Consider the following 17882-nt stretch of genomic DNA (forward strand, 5'->3'; position numbering starts at 1 on the left):
ATGGATTCGAAAACTAGATAAGGGTATCTGATGCAAGGATGGTTAGTCGTTCCGGTATCGCTTTTGTATCTGGGCTTGTTATTTCTCATAGCTTGGTATGGCGATAAAAAGCAGACATGGTTAGCTAAGTGGCGGCCATGGATATACAGCTTGTCGATTGCTGTGTACTGCACCTCATGGACTTTCTACGGCACGGTTGGTCAAGCCAGCAGTAACCCTTGGTCTTTCCTACCTATCTATCTTGCGCCTATTCTTGTCTTCACCTTTGGTTGGCGAATCTTAGCGCGACTGATTTTAGTCGCCAAGCGTGAACACATCACTTCAATTGCTGACTTCATCGCTGCCCGTTATGGCAAATCCCAAGGTTTGGCGGTCGTTATTACCTTGATTGCGGTGATCGGTATTCTGCCTTATATCGCGTTGCAATTACGCGGCATTACCATGGGGCTTGAAGTGATCGCGCCTCAGCTTGAAATGAAATCGGGCGGGGTAGATGTGTCATGGCTAGTGGTAATGGCTTTAGCGATTTTCACTATGTTATTTGGTACTCGCCATATTGATAATACCGAGCACCATCGCGGTATGATGATGGCGATTGCGTTTGAGTCTCTGATAAAGCTGGTGGCTTTCTTAGCTGTTGGCTGTTTTATTCTGTTTTTAGCACTCGATCGTGATGACATTGTGCTGCTTGATATTGCAGCGCAAACTTACCAATCCCCCAATATTCCGACGCTTGTGATTCACACGACGTTGACCATGATGGCGATTCTCTGCCTGCCTCGCCAGTTCCATACCATGGTCGTCGAGAATGAAAGGGCTCAAGATCTGCATACTGCGCGCTGGTTATTCCCGCTCTATTTGGTGCTAATGGGGCTGTTTGTATTACCTATTGCTTGGGTAGGGCAAGGGCTACTCAGTGGTGTCAGCGCTGATACTTATGTGATCAGTTTACCTATGGCCTTCGGTGCGCCAGATATGGCGTTATTGGCTTTTCTCGGTGGCACGTCGGCGGCTAGTGGCATGGTGATTGTATCCACCATCGCACTGGCGATTATGGTTTCCAATGATTTAGTGATGCCACTGTTGCTGCGCAGAATGAAGCTGACCCAGCGCGATCACAGGCAATTTTCTGGCATGTTGCTGATTATTCGCCGTGCGTTGATCTTGTTGCTGTTACTCGGTGCATGGGGTTTCTATCAAGCGTTAGGAAGTATTCACTCACTATCGGCAATAGGCTTTCTCTCATTTGCGGCGATAAGCCAGTTCGCGCCAGCATTGATTGGTGGGATGTATTGGCGACAGGGTAATCGTAAAGGGGTGTACGTCGGGTTGCTGTTTGGCTTTGCCCTGTGGCTCATTACCTTAATGTCGGCCACTGACATGTTAGCGGGTGACAGTCACAGCAACTTATTGTTGTGGATTATTGAGCCACCGCGCTACTTAGCGGAGATGGGTATTCAAAGTTCAGACTGGGGCATTGTGCTCAGCCTGTTGGTTAATACCGTTTGTTATTTGTTGGTTTCACTGGCGACAAGGGCAAGTTTAAGTGAGCGATTACAATCGGCCTCTTTCATTGGTACTCCACTGCCAGAAAGCGAAAATATTAGCTTATACCAAAGCCGCGTAACGGTTGCTGAGTTAGAAATGCTGGCGTCGAGATTTGTGGGTCGCACTCGGGTTCGTAGTGCGTTTCAGCAGTTTTGGTCACAGCAGCGTGAAACCTTAATGCCCAACCAACAAGCGCCTTCCAGTTTGATTCGTCATACCGAGCGTGTGCTGGCTGGGGTGTTTGGTGCTTCATCAGCTAAGTTAGTGCTTACTTCTGCTTTGCAGGGTAGAAACATGCAGCTAGAAGAAGTGGCCACCATCGTTGATGAAGCCTCTGAGCTGTACGACTTTAGCCGCGGATTACTGCAAGGCGCGATTGAACATATAGGCCAAGGCATCGCTGTAGTCGATAAGCAGTTAAGGCTGGTGGCTTGGAACCAGCGCTATTTGGAGTTGTTTGTCTTTCCTGCGGGATTAATCCAAGTAGGGCGGCCAATTGCTGATGTAATTCGTCACAATGCTGAGCAAGGCTTGTGTGGCCCGGGTGACCCGGAAGATCACGTGCGTCGCCGTATTTATCATTTAGAGCAAGGCACAAGGCACACGTCATCAAGGGTGCGTGCCGATGGCCGCGTGATCGAGGTGCAAGGCAACCCAATGCCGGGCGGTGGCTTTGTGATGAGCTTTACCGATATCACGGTGTTCCGCGATGCGGAGCAAGCATTAAAACAAGCCAACGAAACGTTGGAAGAGCGTGTCCATGCGCGTACGCAAGAGCTAGAGAGTCTCAATAAACAACTCGTTAGTGCCACGCAACGTTCGGAGCGTGAATCGCAGTCAAAATCACGCTTTTTAGCAGCAGTAAGCCATGATTTGATGCAGCCACTCAATGCAGCAAGGTTATTTGCTTCCTCGCTATCTGAGGTTGCTAAAGAGCAAGAAACACAAAAATTAGCCACTCATATTGAGAGCGCGCTTGGCGCAGCGGAAGATTTGATTGGTGATTTGCTTGATATCTCAAGACTGGAATCGGGCAAGTTAGATGTCAACGTTTACGGCTTTGCCATCAATGATGTATTGGCCAATCTGAATGCGGAGTTTAGTGCTCTAGCTAAGCAGCAAGGCATCGAGTTTGCGATGATTCCGAGTCAGTTATTGGTGCAGTCGGACCCGAAACTTTTGCGCCGAGTGGTACAAAACTTCCTAACCAATGCATTTCGTTATAGCCCTAAAGGTAAAGTATTGCTTGGTGTACGCCGCGTCGGAAAGCAAGCGCGTATTGAGGTGTGGGATAACGGCTTAGGGATTGATGAAGATAAGCAATTAGAAATTTTTGAAGAGTTTAACCGTGGTAGCCAAGTGCGTTATGACCAAGGCTTAGGGCTTGGCCTTGCGATATCTAAAGGCATTGCAAATGTGCTCGGCCATCAAATCTCAATGCGCTCATGGCCAGGTCAGGGCAGCGTATTCTCTATCACGCTGAAACAAGCTGATTCTGCAGCGGTACAGAAGCCTTTAGTACAGCCTCAGAGTGCTCCGTCTGATTTAAGCCATCTCAACGTTCTTTGTGTCGATAACGAAACGGATATTTTGATTGGTATGGAGCAACTGCTAGCACGTTGGGGATGCAATGTACGCACTGCGACGGATTTAGTCGGCAGCTTGAAAGCTATCGATGAAGCTTGGCGGCCAGATGTGATTTTATCCGATTATCGTCTAGATAATGGCCGCACAGGGTTAGAAGTATTGCAGCAGTGCCGTCTGCGGTTAGGCGATAGCTTTATTGGCGTCATTATTAGCGCCGACCGCGCCAATGAGATGCTCGATGGCATTAAATCGAATAACTTTAGTTTTATCCCTAAGCCAGTGAAACCACTTAAGCTCAGGGCGATTTTAAATCGAGTGAATTAGCGACTTAGTTGTCGGTAAATAGCGTCTCGTACTTGGTGAATAGGGTCTGCGTGTCGCCATAATACAAGGTGCCATCGGCTTTAATCGCAACACGTAGCCAGCTCTCTTCGGAGTTTGGCGCGGGTAGTGTTACGTACCATTGAGTGCCGGATTCATCGCGGCTTTGCATGTCGATTGGTGTGCCTTGCTCGTCTTGGCTATCGACTAAAGAAAGCTTGATGCCTTCCAATGGGAAAGCGGATTTCAATGACAGCTCAAGCGCATCTTGAGTGTGTTTTTCCGCGCGGAACTGCACTTTAAACTCACCATTGACCATGTCACACAGGCCACTGGTATAACGACAATTTGATTTGCTGAGAAGTTTGTAGGATTGGCCTTTTTCAGCGGCATGCGGCTTTTCACTGACCGCTAAGTCAACCCCAAAGTAAGCGATGACAGAGAGAATCGGCGCAACTAATAAGGCAATAATGAAGTGCTTGTTCTTGAACATTGTCGGCTTCCTTGCAACTAACGTTAATACTTGGGCATAGTTAAGATAAACAGAGTTTTAAGATAAAAAAAGCCCCCGCAGGGGCTTTTGTGTTTTGAGTGTTATATTAGTGATCTACCGCACCGCCAGCACCGGCTGGTACACGTACGTGCTCAACCAAGTCTTTCACTTCTTGCGGCGTTTCTGCTGTTACTTTCGATACTGCGAACGCGACGATGAAGTTGAATAGGGCACCGATAGCACCGAAGGCATTTGGTTCGATACCTAAGAACCAGTTGCTGCCCCAGCTTTCTAGGTATTTCCAATCAGCAACAAACAAGATGCCTTTGTGCTGGAATACGTAGAATAGCGTGATACTGATACCTGCGATCATACCGGCAATCGCACCCTCTTTATTGATCCCTTTGCTGAAGATACCCATCATCAACGCAGGGAAGATGGAGGAGGCCGCAAGACCAAAGGCCAGAGCTACCGTACCGGCGGCAAAGCCCGGTGGGTTAAGGCCGAGATAACCGGCAACTGCAATCGCGACCGCCATGGATATCCGGCTGGCGAGCAGCTCTTTCTTCTCGGAGATATTTGGATTTATCACCCCTTTAATTAAGTCATGAGAGATGGCCGAAGATATCGCTAGTAGTAGACCCGCTGCGGTTGAAAGTGCGGCTGCTAAGCCACCTGCAGCAACCAGAGCGATGACCCAGTTGGGCAGTTTCGCAATCTCAGGGTTAGCCAGTACCATGATGTCACGGTCAACTTTCAGCTCGTTGGTCTCTTTGCTTGAAGTGTATTGAATTGCGCCATCGCCATTCTTATCTTCAAAGCCTAGTAGACCTGTCTTCTCCCAGTTCTTGAACCAGTCAGGACGCTCATCATAAGCAAGGTGCTTACCTGGAGATGGGTTAACGGTGTCCATTAGATTTAGACGAGCCATCGCAGAAACCGCTGGTGCAGTTGTATATAGAATTGCGATGAACAGTAGTGCCCAACCTGCTGACGTACGTGCATCACGCACTTTTGGTACTGTAAAGAAGCGGATAATTACGTGTGGCAGACCCGCAGTACCAATCATCAGTGACATGGTGTAGACAAACATATTGAGAGTGTCGCCACGGACTTGAGTGGTGTATTCACTGAATCCGAGTTCGGTCACCACTTGGTCGAGCCGGTCGAGCAGATAGACATCGGTTCCGGCGATGGTACTGCCTAAGCCGATTTGTGGTAGTGGGTTACCTGTCAGTTGCAGAGAGATAAAGATTGCAGGGATAGTGTAAGCAAGAATGAGTACGCAATATTGAGCAATCTGCGTGTAGGTAATACCTTTCATGCCACCCATAACCGCGTACATGAATACGATACACATACCGATCAGTAGGCCAGTTGAATAGTCCACTTCAAGGAAACGACCAAACGCAACGCCGACCCCTTTCATTTGACCGATTACATACGTGACCGATGCAATGATCAGACACACAACCGCTACTACGCGAGCTGTGTTTGAGTAGAAGCGTTCGCCAACAAATTCTGGCACGGTGAACTTACCGAACTTACGTAGGTAAGGCGCTAATAGTAGAGCAAGTAGTACATAACCACCTGTCCAGCCCATTAGGAACACACTACCGCCGTAACCCATGAAGGCTATTAAGCCAGCCATAGAAATGAATGACGCTGCAGACATCCAGTCAGCGGCTGTTGCCATGCCGTTTGCGATTGGGTTTACGCCGCCACCGGCAACGTAGAATTCTTTAGTCGATCCAGCACGAGCCCAGATCGCGATACCGATGTAGAGGACAAAAGTCGCGCCTACAACGAGATAAGTGATAGTTTTCAAGTCCATCTGAGTTGCTCCTTACTCATCCACATCAAATTCGCGGTCGATTTGGCGCATCTTCCACGCATAGTAGAATATGATGCCTAAGAATGTGTAGATTGAGCCTTGCTGAGCAAACCAGAATCCAAGTTTGTAACCACCTAATTGAAATTGGTTAAGCACATCAACAAATAAGATGCCGCAGCCAAAAGATACGACAAACCATACGATCATTAAGTTGATCATCAGTTTTACGTTCTTGTTCCAGTAGGCTTTGGCTCGTTCCTCGCTTTCAAACGCCATTGCCGTCTCCTTACGATTGTTTGTTGTTAATAAAATGTTTCAAGATTTACAATAGCAAGGTGTTAGCAAGAACTCTTTTCAACTTTAGTCGCGGCAATAAAAACAAAAAACGTCCATTTATTGGGCGCTTATGGCAATGGGTGTGATTTTTGTGATGTTAATGTTGTGTTAAATTAGCCAAAGGTCTAAGGCGATAGTCTAATTTATTGTTGAATCTATTAACTGACGCAGGAATTTTAAGCCTCTAGAGGGAGAGGGTTTCTAACAGAGCTAGATAGCATCAAGAGATGGGGAAGTCAGCATGGCTGACCTCCTCTAGGTGTAGTGAAGTAAACATAAGAAGATATGCATAGTACACAGCGGAATTAAAATCAGTGGGTTGTTAGCTAAGCTTCTGATTCTAATTGCTGGAGTAATATAACCGCTTGAGTTCTATTTTTAACCCCGAGCTTTCGGAAAATGGCCGTCATATGGGCTTTGATGGTGGCTTCGGATACATTTAATTCGTAAGCGATCTGCTTATTCAATAAACCATCAGATAGCATTCCGAGGACTTTGTATTGTTGAGGAGTTAACGTTGCTATTTTCTCTGCTAAGTCATTACATGCCGCATTGTTGGTTATCGAACCTTCAGGGAAAAAAGGTTCGCCATTCAATACTTGGTTAAGCGCGCTGATGAGCTCGCGCATGTCGCTAGATTTAGGGATAAAGCCAAATGCGCCATGGCTTTTGACTTGGGTGACCACCGCGGGCTCTTCACTTGCAGAAACGACAACGATAGGCAGATCTGGGTATTCAGCTCTTAGCTGCATTAGGCCAGACATGCCATTAGCACCGGGCATTTTCAGATCGAGTAGCAGTAAATCTGGGTCAGGCTCTTTGGCCAATAGATTTAACAGCGCTTCTAGAGAATCAGCTTCCAAAAGGTTCGCGCCACTGATCGCCATGTGAATAGACTGAAATAGGGCATTGCGAAACAGGGGGTGATCATCGGCAATGATAATAGTGTAAGTCGAATCCATGACGTTAATCACTTATTGTAATTTAGTTAATGGAATTATTAACCCGTTTGCGTCATTGAACAATCTTTAGGCAGTAAAAGTCTGAACTAAATCGAGTTTTGCCGATTGTTAATAGAAAGGACAATACCCAGTGGTTGCAGGCATTGTCCTTTTGTAACGGAGAGTTCTAGAGCTGGTGGCTGTCTAGATGAGCTAAGAAGGTCTCTGCTGGCATAAAGCCCGTAATACGCGCATTGGTGATGTGTTCACCTTGGGCATTCCAAAACTCGATGGTCGGCAAGCCAAGTACATTGAGCTTTTGCAGCATCTCAATGTCTTGCAGTTCATTCTTAGTCACGTCTGCTTGCAGTAATACAAAGTCCGTTAGACGCGCTTCAACATTCGGTGTGTGGAAGGTGTATTTCTCAAACTCTTTACATGCTACGCACCAGTCGGCATAGAAGTCGAGCATCACGGGTTTACCGGCTTGTTTTGCCGCCGCCAGTTGTTGCTCTAGCTGGGTGACGCTGCTAATTCGGATGAATTCGACGCTGTGTTCACTGCTTTGTTGCTGGGCTGGGTTGATCCAATGATTGATCAGCGGTTGCGCTGAAACAAAGAGGCCTAATACTGCGATGATGCCTACTGTGCTTTGCTTCCAGCCACCAAAAGGTAGGCTGTTTTTACAATGGTATAGCCAACCGAACGCAACAATACCGAGTGCAGACCACAGTACCGTTGACCAGAATTCAGGGATTAAACGTTCAAGTAAGAAGATTGGCGCGGCGAGCAGAATAAAGCCAAATAAGGTCTTCACTCTGTCCATCCAACCGCCTGCTTTAGGTAGTAGTTTGTTGCCAAACACTGCTGCGAGGATCAATGGAATACCCATACCCATAGCAAGCGCGTAAAGAGCAATAGCACCAGTGAGTAGATCGCCACTTTGCGCCACGTAAAGCAGTGCGCCAGAAAGTGGCGCAGTGGTGCACGGTGAACACACCAAACCAGAAATAGCGCCCATCGCGAATACGCCGACAGAGCTGCCACCTTGTTGTTTGTTGCTCAATCCGCTCAGCCATGTTTGCACGCTCGCAGGCAGTTGCAGGGTGTATAGGCCAAACATGGATGCGGCCAACACCACAAACAGCACACTTAAACCGATCAATACATAAGGGTGCTGCATCGCCGCTTGGAATTGCATGCCCGCAGAGGCCACCACTAAGCCGAGTAGGGTATAAGTGAGCGCCATACCTTGTACGTAAATGAACGATAACCCCAGCGCGCGGCGATGAGAAAGTTTGCCACTGCCTAGTACAATACTGGTTAAGATCGGGTACATAGGTAGCACACAAGGTGTGAAAGCAAGGCCGATACCTAAAGCTAAGAAGAGTAGTGGTGTCCACCAATTGTCAGCTAATTTGTCCGCCAATGAGCTTTCTTTTGATACTGGCGCATCTGCGGTTGTAGGTGTTGGCTGCGCTTGTTTTGTAGCATCGCTTGTTGTTGATGTAGAAGGGCTAAAAGGCTCAAGATCAATCATGCGCGTTTCAGGCGGGTAGCAGAACCCAGCTTTAGCACAGCCTTGGTATTGAACAATCAATCGCGCACCATCTTGATAGCTTTCTAGCGGCACTTCCACAAACAGTGGCTGAGTGTAGATGTGTACATCGCCAAAGAACTCATCGGTGTATGGCTTACCATCACGCATGTCTGGCGTACCAATGTTGGCCTTTTCTGCGCTGATCGTAATGCGTTCTTGGTACAGGTAATAATCTTGTTTGACCTGCCAATCGAGAAAAACTTTGTCGCCTTGCTGGTAATAGTTGAACGGGAAGGCTTCGTCTACTGGCACAAAGCGATTGCTATCGCTGCCGAGTAGAGAGTCAGAATTGTTGTTGAACAGTGCCATCGCAGGGGCCGATAGCATGGCAACGCACAGCATTATGAGCGAAAAAACAAAACGCATAACAGGTCACTTATTTAAAATTTGGTTTATTTTATACCCAATCCAAACCATTTTTCTCCTGTGAGAGAGAAAAAAGTCTCGATAGACTCAATAGGACAGAGAAAACAGCCAAATAGTTTCAAATAAGCGTAAAGAAAGGAAGTTGGGTGACCAGCACCCAACTTTAAGTAGAGCTAAGCAACCCCTAAGCGGGTTTTCACTACGCGTTCGCACGCGTCGATGTTTTGCACATCTTTTGGAATCACTAATACTGTATCGTTACCGCCCACGGTACCTAGAATTTCAGTATGTGGGTCAATGTCGACCAAGCGAGCCACAAGTTGTGCACTGCCAGGGTGAGTTTTTACTACAACCATTGCTTGGTTGTGAGTAATGAACTCAATTTGAGAAGAAATCGACGATTCCACTCGAACCGGCGCTGTTTCAACGGTAATGCAGTACACTTTTTTGCCACAGGCATTTTGTACTTTCACTACCCCTAATTGGGACAACAAGCGCGATACGGTAGATTGGCTAATTCCTTCAAAGCCTATATTTACTAACGCTTCTCTTAGATCATTTTGAGTACTAAAACTTTGTTGTTGAAGCAATCTCTTACAGGCAGCTGTTAGCGTTTTATCTTCGGCATATTGGTTTGCCATAGGGTTTAGAGTTTCACTCACGGGAACTCCTTACATATCGACGTATGGATTTAATTCATCCTTGGTAATGGTTGCACTCGCCGATCCTCGGAGTGACTTTAGTTCAGTATTGGTCACTTGTGCATAATGACGGCATGAGACTTTCGCCAGAAGGTGTCATTGCGCAGGGTGACTTTGAATAGTGAAGCTAGTTTACCACCAAAGGGTAGGCGGCTTTTTGAAGGGGATCTCAATTATAAAACCAGTTTAATGGTCTGATTTTTCTAGTAAAAAAAAGTAAAAATGGATATTTATGCCTCAATTGGCATAAATATCCATCATGTTATTTCGCGAATGTGGAGATTCGTGTGCTACTCGGCTTAGCGAGCGTCCTGCATAATTTCGCGTGAGAATACTTTTTCACAGTAGTGGCATTTCAGCTGAATATCTTCGGCTTTTTGTTGCACTTTAAAGTTGCTTTCTACTGGCTCACCGTGAGAAATACAGTTGCTGTTCGGACAGACAAAAATGTTCTTAATACGCTCTGGTAAAGAAAGGTTCAGTTTGTTAACTACCTTGTACTCTTCAATTTGGTTTACCGTCGCTTTCGGTGCGTAAAGCGCAAGCTGGTTAGCTTGATCTTCAGTTAAGTAGACGTTTTCAATTTTGATTAAGTCTTTGCCACCTAGTGCTGATGAAGGCAGGTTCAAACCGATCGTGATGCGTTGATTGCTCTTGTGCATTTTGAACAGTTTTAGCACCTTGATGCCAACGTTTGCAGGGATGTGGTCAATTACACTACCGTTGCGAATCGCTTCTACTTGAAGTTGAGTTTGTTTCACCATGATATGTCTCCTGCAATTAAACTGTTTCGTTTAGAACAAGTGCCAGTAGGGCTTCACGCGCGTATACGCCGTTTTCTGCTTGTTCGAAGTAGTAAGCGTGCTTAGTTTTATCAACGTCAGTCGTGATTTCATCAACACGTGGCAGTGGGTGAAGCACTTTTAAGTTGTCGCGCGCTTCGGTTAGCGTTGCTGCTGTTAGGATGAAGGCTGATTTCATGTGCGCGTATTCTGATTCGTCAAAACGTTCTTTCTGTACGCGAGTCATGTATAGCACGTCTAGCTCTGGCACCACTTCTTCGATGTTGCTGTGCATTGAGAACTTGATGCCCGCTTCTTCTAGCTCTTCACAGATGTAATCTGGCATTGCTAGAGCATCTGGTGCGATGAAGAAGAAACGCACGTTGTTGAATTTTGCTAGAGCTTGAGTCAACGAGTGCACAGTGCGGCCGTATTTCAAGTCACCTACAAACGCGACGTTTAGGTTGTCTAATGTGCCTTGCGTTTCGTAGATAGAGAATAGGTCAAGCAGGGTTTGCGTTGGGTGTTGGTTTGCACCGTCGCCGCCGTTGATTACTGGTACGCCGTTTGAGAACTCAGCGGCTAGACGAGCAGCCCCTTCTTGTGGGTGGCGCATTACGTAAGCGTCAACATAAGAAGAGATAACTTGCACTGAATCCGCTAGTGATTCGCCTTTTTTCGCCAGTGAAGTGTTACCACCGTTATCAAAACCAATCACAGTGCCGCCTAGACGTTGAACCGCAGTTTCAAACGATAGACGAGTACGAGTTGACGGTTCAAAGAAGCAGCTTGCGACTACTTTGTTTTTCAATAGTTCAGGGTTCGGCTCTGCTTTGAGTCGTGCTGCTGTATCGACAATCAGCTCAAGCTCAGCTCGGCTTAGTTCAGGAATGGAGATAATGTGCTTGTTGAATAACGAATGCGCCATAACAGTCTTTCCTCGCCAGGTTAGGTAAACATCAGACAAAAAAAAGCCCCCTAATAATTAGGAGGCTTGAATAGGATCAATAGAGTAAGAAGAAATCAGTAACGACGCCGATAATTTTTGGCGTTTCGTTAAATAAATTAGCGCGGCTAATAGCGATTTCATCTGATACTCCTTAGACAAATTGCGGAGGATTATACGGACAAATTTTCGCCTTGCAAGGGTTAATATAAAATATCCAACTGTCGGATATTTATGCATATTTTGGATAATTATGGCGAGTGAGTGAAGGTGTTGATTGGTAAGGTTTAGCGGGGAGTTATGCGGTTTTTGAGCGAAAAAAAATGCGGGCTTTATTCGAAGTAATACGAGAGTAACTTCGAATGCGGCCCGCATTCCCTGCTCTATCAAACCCTAGCTACTGGAGAACGGTTTCGCCAAGGTTGATGTTTTCGGCAAGTTAGTCGCCTAGAGTTGCAACCATTACTGCTTTGATAGTGTGCATGCGGTTTTCAGCTTCGTCGAATACGATAGAGTGCTTAGACTCAACCACTTCGTCTGTAACCTCAACACCATCTTTAAGTTGTGGGTATTCTTGAGCAAGCTCTTTACCTACAGTAGTGTCTTCGCCGTGGAATGCTGGTAGACAGTGCATGAATTTCACATCTGGGTTACCAGTTGCTTTGATCATGTCCATGTTTACTTGGTAAGGCATCATTAGGTTGATACGCTCAGCCCATGCTTCTTTCGCTTCACCCATAGATACCCATACGTCAGTGTATAGGAAGTCACAACCTTGAACGCCTTCTTTAACGTCTTCAGTTAGAGTGATTTTCGCACCAGTTTCTTCTGCGATTTCACGACATTGAGCTACTAGAGCTTCTTCAGGCCAGAACGCTTTAGGAGCAACTAGACGGATGTCCATACCCATTTTCGCAGCACCAACCATTAGAGAGTTACCCATGTTGTTGCGAGCGTCGCCTAGGTAAGCAAACTTGATTTCACGAAGTTGTTTGCCACGGCCGTGTTCCATCATAGTTAGGAAGTCAGCTAGGATTTGAGTTGGGTGGAATTCGTCAGTTAGACCGTTCCATACTGGAACACCTGCGTATGCACCTAGCTCTTCTACGATTTCTTGACCGAAACCACGGTACTCAATACCGTCGTACATGCGACCTAGAACTCGAGCTGTATCTTTCATTGACTCTTTGTGACCAATTTGAGAACCAGATGGGCCTAAGTAAGAAACTTGAGCGCCTTGGTCAAATGCCGCAACTTCGAATGCACAGCGAGTACGAGTTGAAGTTTTCTCGAAGATTAGAGCAATGTTTTTGCCTTTTAGGCGTGGTTGCTCATAGCCGTTGTATTTCGCTTTTTTCAGCTCAGCAGATAGATCCAACATGTGTTGAATTTCGCGAGGAGTAAAGTCTAATAGTTTTAGGAAGTTACGGTTGCGTAGGTTGAAAGCCATGATGTTTTCCTTCTATTTAAAAAACGCTCTTTCTGTGCAGGGAAAGTAGGGGTGAAAGAGCGTTGGTAGTCGTTAAATTCGTTATTGGTGTTTCACTGATTCATTAGTTGCCACGGATACAAGTGCCAGCTTCGCCTTTTAGGATGCGTAGGCCATCTTGTAGAGATCCGATACCAACTAATTTGCCGCCTTGATTGATGAACTCACAAGAGGCATCGATTTTTGGTCCCATTGAACCTGCGTCGAACTGGTACTGTTTCAACTCTTCTGGAGTTGTTGAGTGCAGTGCGTGCTGAGTTGGTTTACCCCAATCTAGGTATACCGCGTCTGCATCAGTCAGAATCAATAGAGCGTCTGCGCCTAGCTGCTTCGCAAGGAATGCTGCTGACATGTCTTTATCGATTACTGCTTCTACACCAACCAGTTTGCCGTTTTCACGTTTCACTGGGATACCGCCACCACCAGTACAAATCACAAGGTGACCTTGATCGATAAGTGTGGTGATTGCATCGTGTTCAATAATGCCAGTTGGTAGTGGGCTAGGAACTACACGGCGGAAGTACTCGCCATCTGGTTTGATTGTCCAGTTGTATTTCTCTGCCATTTCGCGAGCTTCAGCTTCTGCGTATACAGGGCCAATTGGCTTAGTTGGGTCTACAAATGCAGGATCCGCTGGATCAACTGTCATTTGAGTTAGCATGCAAGTTACGTTTGCTTCAGGGATTTGGTTTTTAAATTCCTGCATTAGCATGTAACCGATCATGCCTTGAGTTTCGCTACCTAACACGTCAAGCGGGTAAGGATTTACTTTCTTGTATTCCAGACCTTGCAGAGCTAACAGACCAACTTGTGGGCCGTTTCCGTGTACTAGAACCACGTTGTACTCTTGTGCAATTTTTGCAATGGTGTTTACCGCAATCTCAATGTTATGGCGTTGAACATCTGCTTCTAGTGGTTCACCACGACGAAGTAGAGCATTACCACCTAGAGCGACAACAACAGTTTGCTTAGTCATATTCTTATTCTCTTTGCAGTGGGTTGGGGTGGTGGAGCCACCCCAACCGATTTACCCTAGTAAAACTTTATTAGATGCCATCACGTTCGATTGGGCAGCTCATGCAGCGAGCACCACCACGACCACGGCCTAGTTCGTCACCTGGGATAGGTAGAACTGTGATACCAGCTTTGTCGTATTTCTCGTTGGTGTAAGTGTTGCCTTCGTAGCCGATAACTACGCCTGGTTTCACTGTAAGAACGTTGTTCGCGTCGTTCCATTGCTCACGTTCTGCGTGGAAGTTGTCACCACCAGTTGTGATTAGGTTTAGCTTGTCTACGCCTAGTGCTTTTTCGATAGCAGTAACGAAGTAGCCTTCTTCTTTCACGTTTACAGCGCCAGATTCGTCGCCAGTTAGGCTCCAGCATTTCACATCTTTACGAACCACTTCTGGGTAAACAGAGAATGTGTCTTCGTCCATGTGAGTCATTACTGTATCTAAGTGCATGCAAGAGCGGTGCTTAGGTAGTTCCATCGCGATGATTTGTTTCGCTTGACCGTGTTTGAATAGGCCAGATGCTAGGTGTTCAACACCTTGTGCTGTAGTACGCTCAGACATACCGATAAGTACAGTGCCACGACCGATAACAAGTACGTCACCGCCTTCGATAGTTGCGTTGTCGTAGTTGATGCTTTCGTCATCGCCGAAGTACTTGATGAAGTCTTGACCAGCGAATGTTGGGTGCCAACGGTAGATAGCACGAACGTGGTTTGTTTCACGTTGACGAGCAGGCTTAGCCATTGGGTTGATAGATACGCCGCCGTATACCCAGCAAGAAGTGTCGCGAGTAAATAGGTGGTTTGGTAGAGGTTCGATGATGAAGTCAGTTGGAGCGTGAAGACCTTGCATCATTGAAGAAGATTTCATTGGCATCTCTGCGTAAGAAAGACCACCAGTAAGAATCTTAGCTAGCTCTAGGTTTGGAAGATCACTTAGGTAAACGCGAACGTCGTTTGCGAATGTTTTACCTAGACGGTAATCAGAAACTTGATGGCTAAGTAGCCATTCTTTTGCTTCTGGCACTGCTAGAGTGTCAGCTAGTAGGTCAGTCAGTAGTAAAACTTCAGTGCCTTGCTCGCGAAGTGTCTTAGTGAATACATCGTGTTCTTCACCTGCACGTTCTACTGCTAATACGTCATCGAACAACAAGTCGTGGCAGTTAGAAGGTGTTAGGTGAGTAAGAGCGCGTCTAGGGCGGTGAACAAGAACGCGACGTAATTGACCGATTTCAGAACCTACGTAAAACTTACTCATGATCGTATCTCTCTATTAATTGAATTAATTTTTATTTCTAAAAACTAATATTTATTTTGTAGGGAATATAAGATGAATTTTTTAATTCATTTCTCTTGTCTGGAATTCATATTACCCCTCTCTGGCGGGGGATCTTAGAGGTCAATCACAGTTCGATTTATATTGTATTTGGGTGTTTTTTAGCCGAGGTTAACAATATCTATTCACTGTTAACAATGCATAAAGTTAAAGGTCTTAGGCTGTTTTTTGGGAAGTTTATGCATTGAATTGACCCGAGAGTGAGCATTCTTGAATAAATGAGAAACTTTATTCCTATGAAAAACTAGTGTCATTTTAGTCAAAATATGAATATATGCATTTATTCGTGCTAGTTAGTTGATTTCGCGACGCGAATTAATCTTCTGGTAACAAAAAAAATATCGGCAAATATTACTTTGATCACATATTGAAAATGTCCAAAAAAAGCAGTTTTTGGTGCGTTGAATCTAATCAGATTGGCTGGTGATTATAATGGGTTAAATTAAGTGAATGATGCTCGTTATAAATAGCGAATAAAAGTAACTAATTATGCCAAATAATAAAAACCACAAAATTACTGCAAGAAATACCAGTGAGTTTATTGCTCGATAGTATGAATGTTTAGGTTATTTGATAGCTTGAAAAAGTGGGAATGGGTTAGCCCGTTGTGAATCTAATAACAGTCGCTGCTATTGAGCGAAAAGCTCGCCAGCTACAGAACGTTGCCTCAAGCAACGCGCATGCAATAAACGAGATTAAGGGGGGGGAGATTTAGGATCGCAGCGAGAGAAAGAGGATGTCACTACCTTATCTTGACCAGGTGTAAACATAGGAGCTTTGCCTTAAACGGCCATCTCACTTGGGTAACGGTAAGATGAGTCGAACTTCACTGATATGAACAACGCTTTTCTTTTGGTTGTGTTAAACGAACAGGTGTATTTAACGCTAGGAACAGGGGCGCTTAGAGGTTTGCCTTGAGCGTCTAATAATGTGCCCGAGAAGGGGGATGGCGCGCACGCAAAGCGATAAGCGAGCGGATATCAGAGGGGGATTTTACAAAGGTTCAGGTAATAAAAAAGCCGCCCGGAGGCGGCTCAAACTATGCGGTCTACTTAAGGATTAAAGCATTGCGCCTAAGCTAAGTACGATGATGCAGAATACAAGCAAAATACCTAGTAGCGGTGCTACCCATTTCACCCAGCGTACGTAAGGAACGCGAGCGATTGCTAGACCACCCATTACTACCGCTGATGTAGGAGTAATTAGGTTAACTAGACCAGAAGCAGATTGGTAAGCAGTGATTACAAGCTCACGACCTACGCCAGCGAAGTCTGCAAGTGGCGCCATGATTGGCATAGTTAGTACCGCTAGACCTGAAGTTGAAGGTACTAGGAACGATAGTAGAATTTCTAGGAAGAACATTACGTTAATGAATACTACTGACGATAGGCCAGTTACCATTTGCTCTGCAGAGAACAAGATAGTATCAGTGATCATACCGCGGTCCATTACTACAACGATACCACGTGCAATACCGATGATTAGTGCTACACCTAGTAGGTCACGTGCACCGTCGATAAAGCTAGACGTGAACTCTTCTTCGCTCATGCGAGCTACGATACCGGTTAGGATTGTTGCCGCTAGGAACATCGCAGAGATTTCTGCCATCCACCAACCTGCAACAGATACACCGTAAATCATCACACCGAAAGATGCAGCGAAGATAGCAAGGATAAGCTTACGAGTACCAGTGAACTCTAGTGAACCAGCATCAGCATTCTTAAGGAAGTGTGCTTTGTTCTCTTCGTACTTGTCGTAAACGATAGATTTAGTTTGGTCAGCGCGAACCATGCGAGCATAGCGCATTACGTAAGCAACACAGATACCCCAACCGATAACTAGCATGATAACGCGTAGAACAATACCGTCAGTGAATGGAATGCCTGATGCGTTCGCTGCGATTACCGTTGCAAATGGGTTGATGGTTGAACCTAGTACACCGATACCAGCACCAAGAAGAACAGTTGCTGCTGCTACTAGAGGGTCAAAGCGAGCTGCCATCATAACAGGTACTAGAAGGGTGTAGAATGGTAGTGACTCTTCCGCCATACCGTAGATGGTACCGCCTGCGGCAAATAGTGCCATCAGGATAGGAATCATCATTTCTTCACGGCCTTTCAAGCGGTCTGTGACTCGCTCGATACCCGCATCGATAGCGCCTGTTTTAGTAACAAGACCTAGGAAACCACCGATAATAAGGATGAATAGTGAAACGTCGATTGCTGCCGCTTCATAAGAGTTGTGGTCGTAGAAACCATCGATTGGCGCCAACAAGACATCGATAACGCCTTGTGGGTTGCCTTCAACGGCTTGGTAAGTACCAGTTACTGGAACTTCACGGCCTAAGTCTTCGTTCATTGCACGGTCATATTGACCAGCAGGAACGATCCAAGTCATTAGAGCAACTAGGGCGATTAGAACAAATAAAATGGTGTATGCGGAAGGGAACTTAAAGTTGGCGAAGAAGCCGCCTTTTTTCTCTTCATTTTGTACAGTCTGGGTTGTCATGGCTATCTCCTTACTTTTATACGAAATAAAAGTGAATCAGCGACTAATAGGTATAGTTATAAAAATTAAATAACCGATAAGT

Annotated in this window: 13 protein-coding genes; 1 reads left to right on the forward strand and 12 read right to left on the reverse strand. The window is 45.8% G+C overall.

The window, feature by feature from the left end:
* Nucleotides 1-30 precede the first annotated feature (30 nt).
* Nucleotides 31-3459, forward strand: a complete 3429-nt coding sequence (locus MU515_RS15090) for a hybrid sensor histidine kinase/response regulator (RefSeq protein WP_260261247.1) — start codon at nucleotides 31-33, stop codon at nucleotides 3457-3459.
* Nucleotides 3460-3463: 4 nt separating this feature from the next.
* Here MU515_RS15090 and MU515_RS15095 read toward each other — a convergent pair whose 3' ends face one another.
* The 12 genes from MU515_RS15095 to MU515_RS15150 form a co-directional block, all read right to left on the reverse strand.
* Entirely contained in the window at nucleotides 3464-3949 is a 486-nt protein-coding gene (locus MU515_RS15095) for a hypothetical protein (RefSeq protein WP_260261248.1), read from the reverse strand.
* 106 nt (nucleotides 3950-4055) lie between these two features.
* Nucleotides 4056-5783 (reverse strand): sodium:solute symporter family protein, encoded by a 1728-nt coding sequence (locus MU515_RS15100; protein WP_260261249.1) that lies wholly within the window; start codon nucleotides 5781-5783, stop codon nucleotides 4056-4058.
* Nucleotides 5784-5795: 12 nt separating this feature from the next.
* A complete protein-coding gene (locus MU515_RS15105; RefSeq protein WP_260261250.1) occupies nucleotides 5796-6059 on the reverse strand; it encodes a DUF4212 domain-containing protein in 264 nt (87 codons plus the stop codon).
* A gap of 386 nt (nucleotides 6060-6445) precedes the next feature.
* Nucleotides 6446-7081 carry a response regulator transcription factor gene (locus MU515_RS15110; RefSeq protein ID WP_260261251.1) on the reverse strand — a complete coding sequence of 212 codons (636 nt, stop codon included), beginning with the start codon at nucleotides 7079-7081 and terminating at the stop codon, nucleotides 6446-6448.
* A gap of 166 nt (nucleotides 7082-7247) precedes the next feature.
* The gene (locus MU515_RS15115) at nucleotides 7248-9026 is read right to left on the reverse strand and encodes a protein-disulfide reductase DsbD (RefSeq protein ID WP_260261252.1); all 1779 of its coding nucleotides are present in this window, start codon (nucleotides 9024-9026) and stop codon (nucleotides 7248-7250) included.
* A 173-nt stretch (nucleotides 9027-9199) separates the two neighbouring features.
* On the reverse strand, nucleotides 9200-9667 hold the full coding sequence (locus tag MU515_RS15120) for an arginine repressor (protein WP_260261322.1): 468 nt from the start codon (nucleotides 9665-9667) through the stop codon (nucleotides 9200-9202).
* A 359-nt stretch (nucleotides 9668-10026) separates the two neighbouring features.
* Nucleotides 10027-10491: an aspartate carbamoyltransferase regulatory subunit gene (pyrI, locus tag MU515_RS15125; RefSeq protein WP_260261253.1), complete on the reverse strand. Its 465-nt coding sequence runs from the start codon at nucleotides 10489-10491 to the stop codon at nucleotides 10027-10029.
* A gap of 16 nt (nucleotides 10492-10507) precedes the next feature.
* A complete protein-coding gene (gene pyrB / locus MU515_RS15130; RefSeq protein WP_260261254.1) occupies nucleotides 10508-11437 on the reverse strand; it encodes an aspartate carbamoyltransferase in 930 nt (309 codons plus the stop codon).
* A 457-nt stretch (nucleotides 11438-11894) separates the two neighbouring features.
* Nucleotides 11895-12905, reverse strand: a complete 1011-nt coding sequence (locus tag MU515_RS15135; protein ID WP_260261255.1) for an ornithine carbamoyltransferase — start codon at nucleotides 12903-12905, stop codon at nucleotides 11895-11897.
* 103 nt (nucleotides 12906-13008) lie between these two features.
* Nucleotides 13009-13920 (reverse strand): carbamate kinase, encoded by a 912-nt coding sequence (gene arcC / locus MU515_RS15140; protein WP_260261256.1) that lies wholly within the window; start codon nucleotides 13918-13920, stop codon nucleotides 13009-13011.
* Nucleotides 13921-13990: 70 nt separating this feature from the next.
* A complete protein-coding gene (gene arcA, locus MU515_RS15145; protein WP_260261257.1) occupies nucleotides 13991-15214 on the reverse strand; it encodes an arginine deiminase in 1224 nt (407 codons plus the stop codon).
* 1137 nt (nucleotides 15215-16351) lie between these two features.
* A complete protein-coding gene (locus MU515_RS15150; protein ID WP_260261258.1) occupies nucleotides 16352-17800 on the reverse strand; it encodes a YfcC family protein in 1449 nt (482 codons plus the stop codon).
* Nucleotides 17801-17882: the final 82 nt, after the last annotated feature.

This window comes from Vibrio intestinalis, from assembly GCF_025195085.2.
GTDB lineage: Bacteria > Pseudomonadota > Gammaproteobacteria > Enterobacterales > Vibrionaceae > Vibrio > Vibrio intestinalis.

Bases quoted from the DNA above. Each gene is read 5' to 3' on its own strand.
- MU515_RS15150 (WP_260261258.1), bottom strand. From the start codon at position 17,800: ATGACAACCCAGACTGTACAAAATGAAGAGAAAAAAGGCGGCTTCTTC.
- arcA (WP_260261257.1), bottom strand. From the start codon at position 15,214: ATGAGTAAGTTTTACGTAGGTTCTGAAATCGGTCAATTACGTCGCGTT.
- MU515_RS15110 (WP_260261251.1), bottom strand. From the start codon at position 7,081: ATGGATTCGACTTACACTATTATCATTGCCGATGATCACCCCCTGTTT.
- MU515_RS15120 (WP_260261322.1), bottom strand. From the start codon at position 9,667: ATGGCAAACCAATATGCCGAAGATAAAACGCTAACAGCTGCCTGTAAG.
- pyrB (WP_260261254.1), bottom strand. From the start codon at position 11,437: ATGGCGCATTCGTTATTCAACAAGCACATTATCTCCATTCCTGAACTA.
- MU515_RS15090 (WP_260261247.1), top strand. From the start codon at position 31: ATGCAAGGATGGTTAGTCGTTCCGGTATCGCTTTTGTATCTGGGCTTG.
- arcC (WP_260261256.1), bottom strand. From the start codon at position 13,920: ATGACTAAGCAAACTGTTGTTGTCGCTCTAGGTGGTAATGCTCTACTT.
- MU515_RS15115 (WP_260261252.1), bottom strand. From the start codon at position 9,026: ATGCGTTTTGTTTTTTCGCTCATAATGCTGTGCGTTGCCATGCTATCG.
- pyrI (WP_260261253.1), bottom strand. From the start codon at position 10,491: ATGGTGAAACAAACTCAACTTCAAGTAGAAGCGATTCGCAACGGTAGT.
- MU515_RS15135 (WP_260261255.1), bottom strand. From the start codon at position 12,905: ATGGCTTTCAACCTACGCAACCGTAACTTCCTAAAACTATTAGACTTT.
- MU515_RS15105 (WP_260261250.1), bottom strand. From the start codon at position 6,059: ATGGCGTTTGAAAGCGAGGAACGAGCCAAAGCCTACTGGAACAAGAAC.
- MU515_RS15095 (WP_260261248.1), bottom strand. From the start codon at position 3,949: ATGTTCAAGAACAAGCACTTCATTATTGCCTTATTAGTTGCGCCGATT.
- MU515_RS15100 (WP_260261249.1), bottom strand. From the start codon at position 5,783: ATGGACTTGAAAACTATCACTTATCTCGTTGTAGGCGCGACTTTTGTC.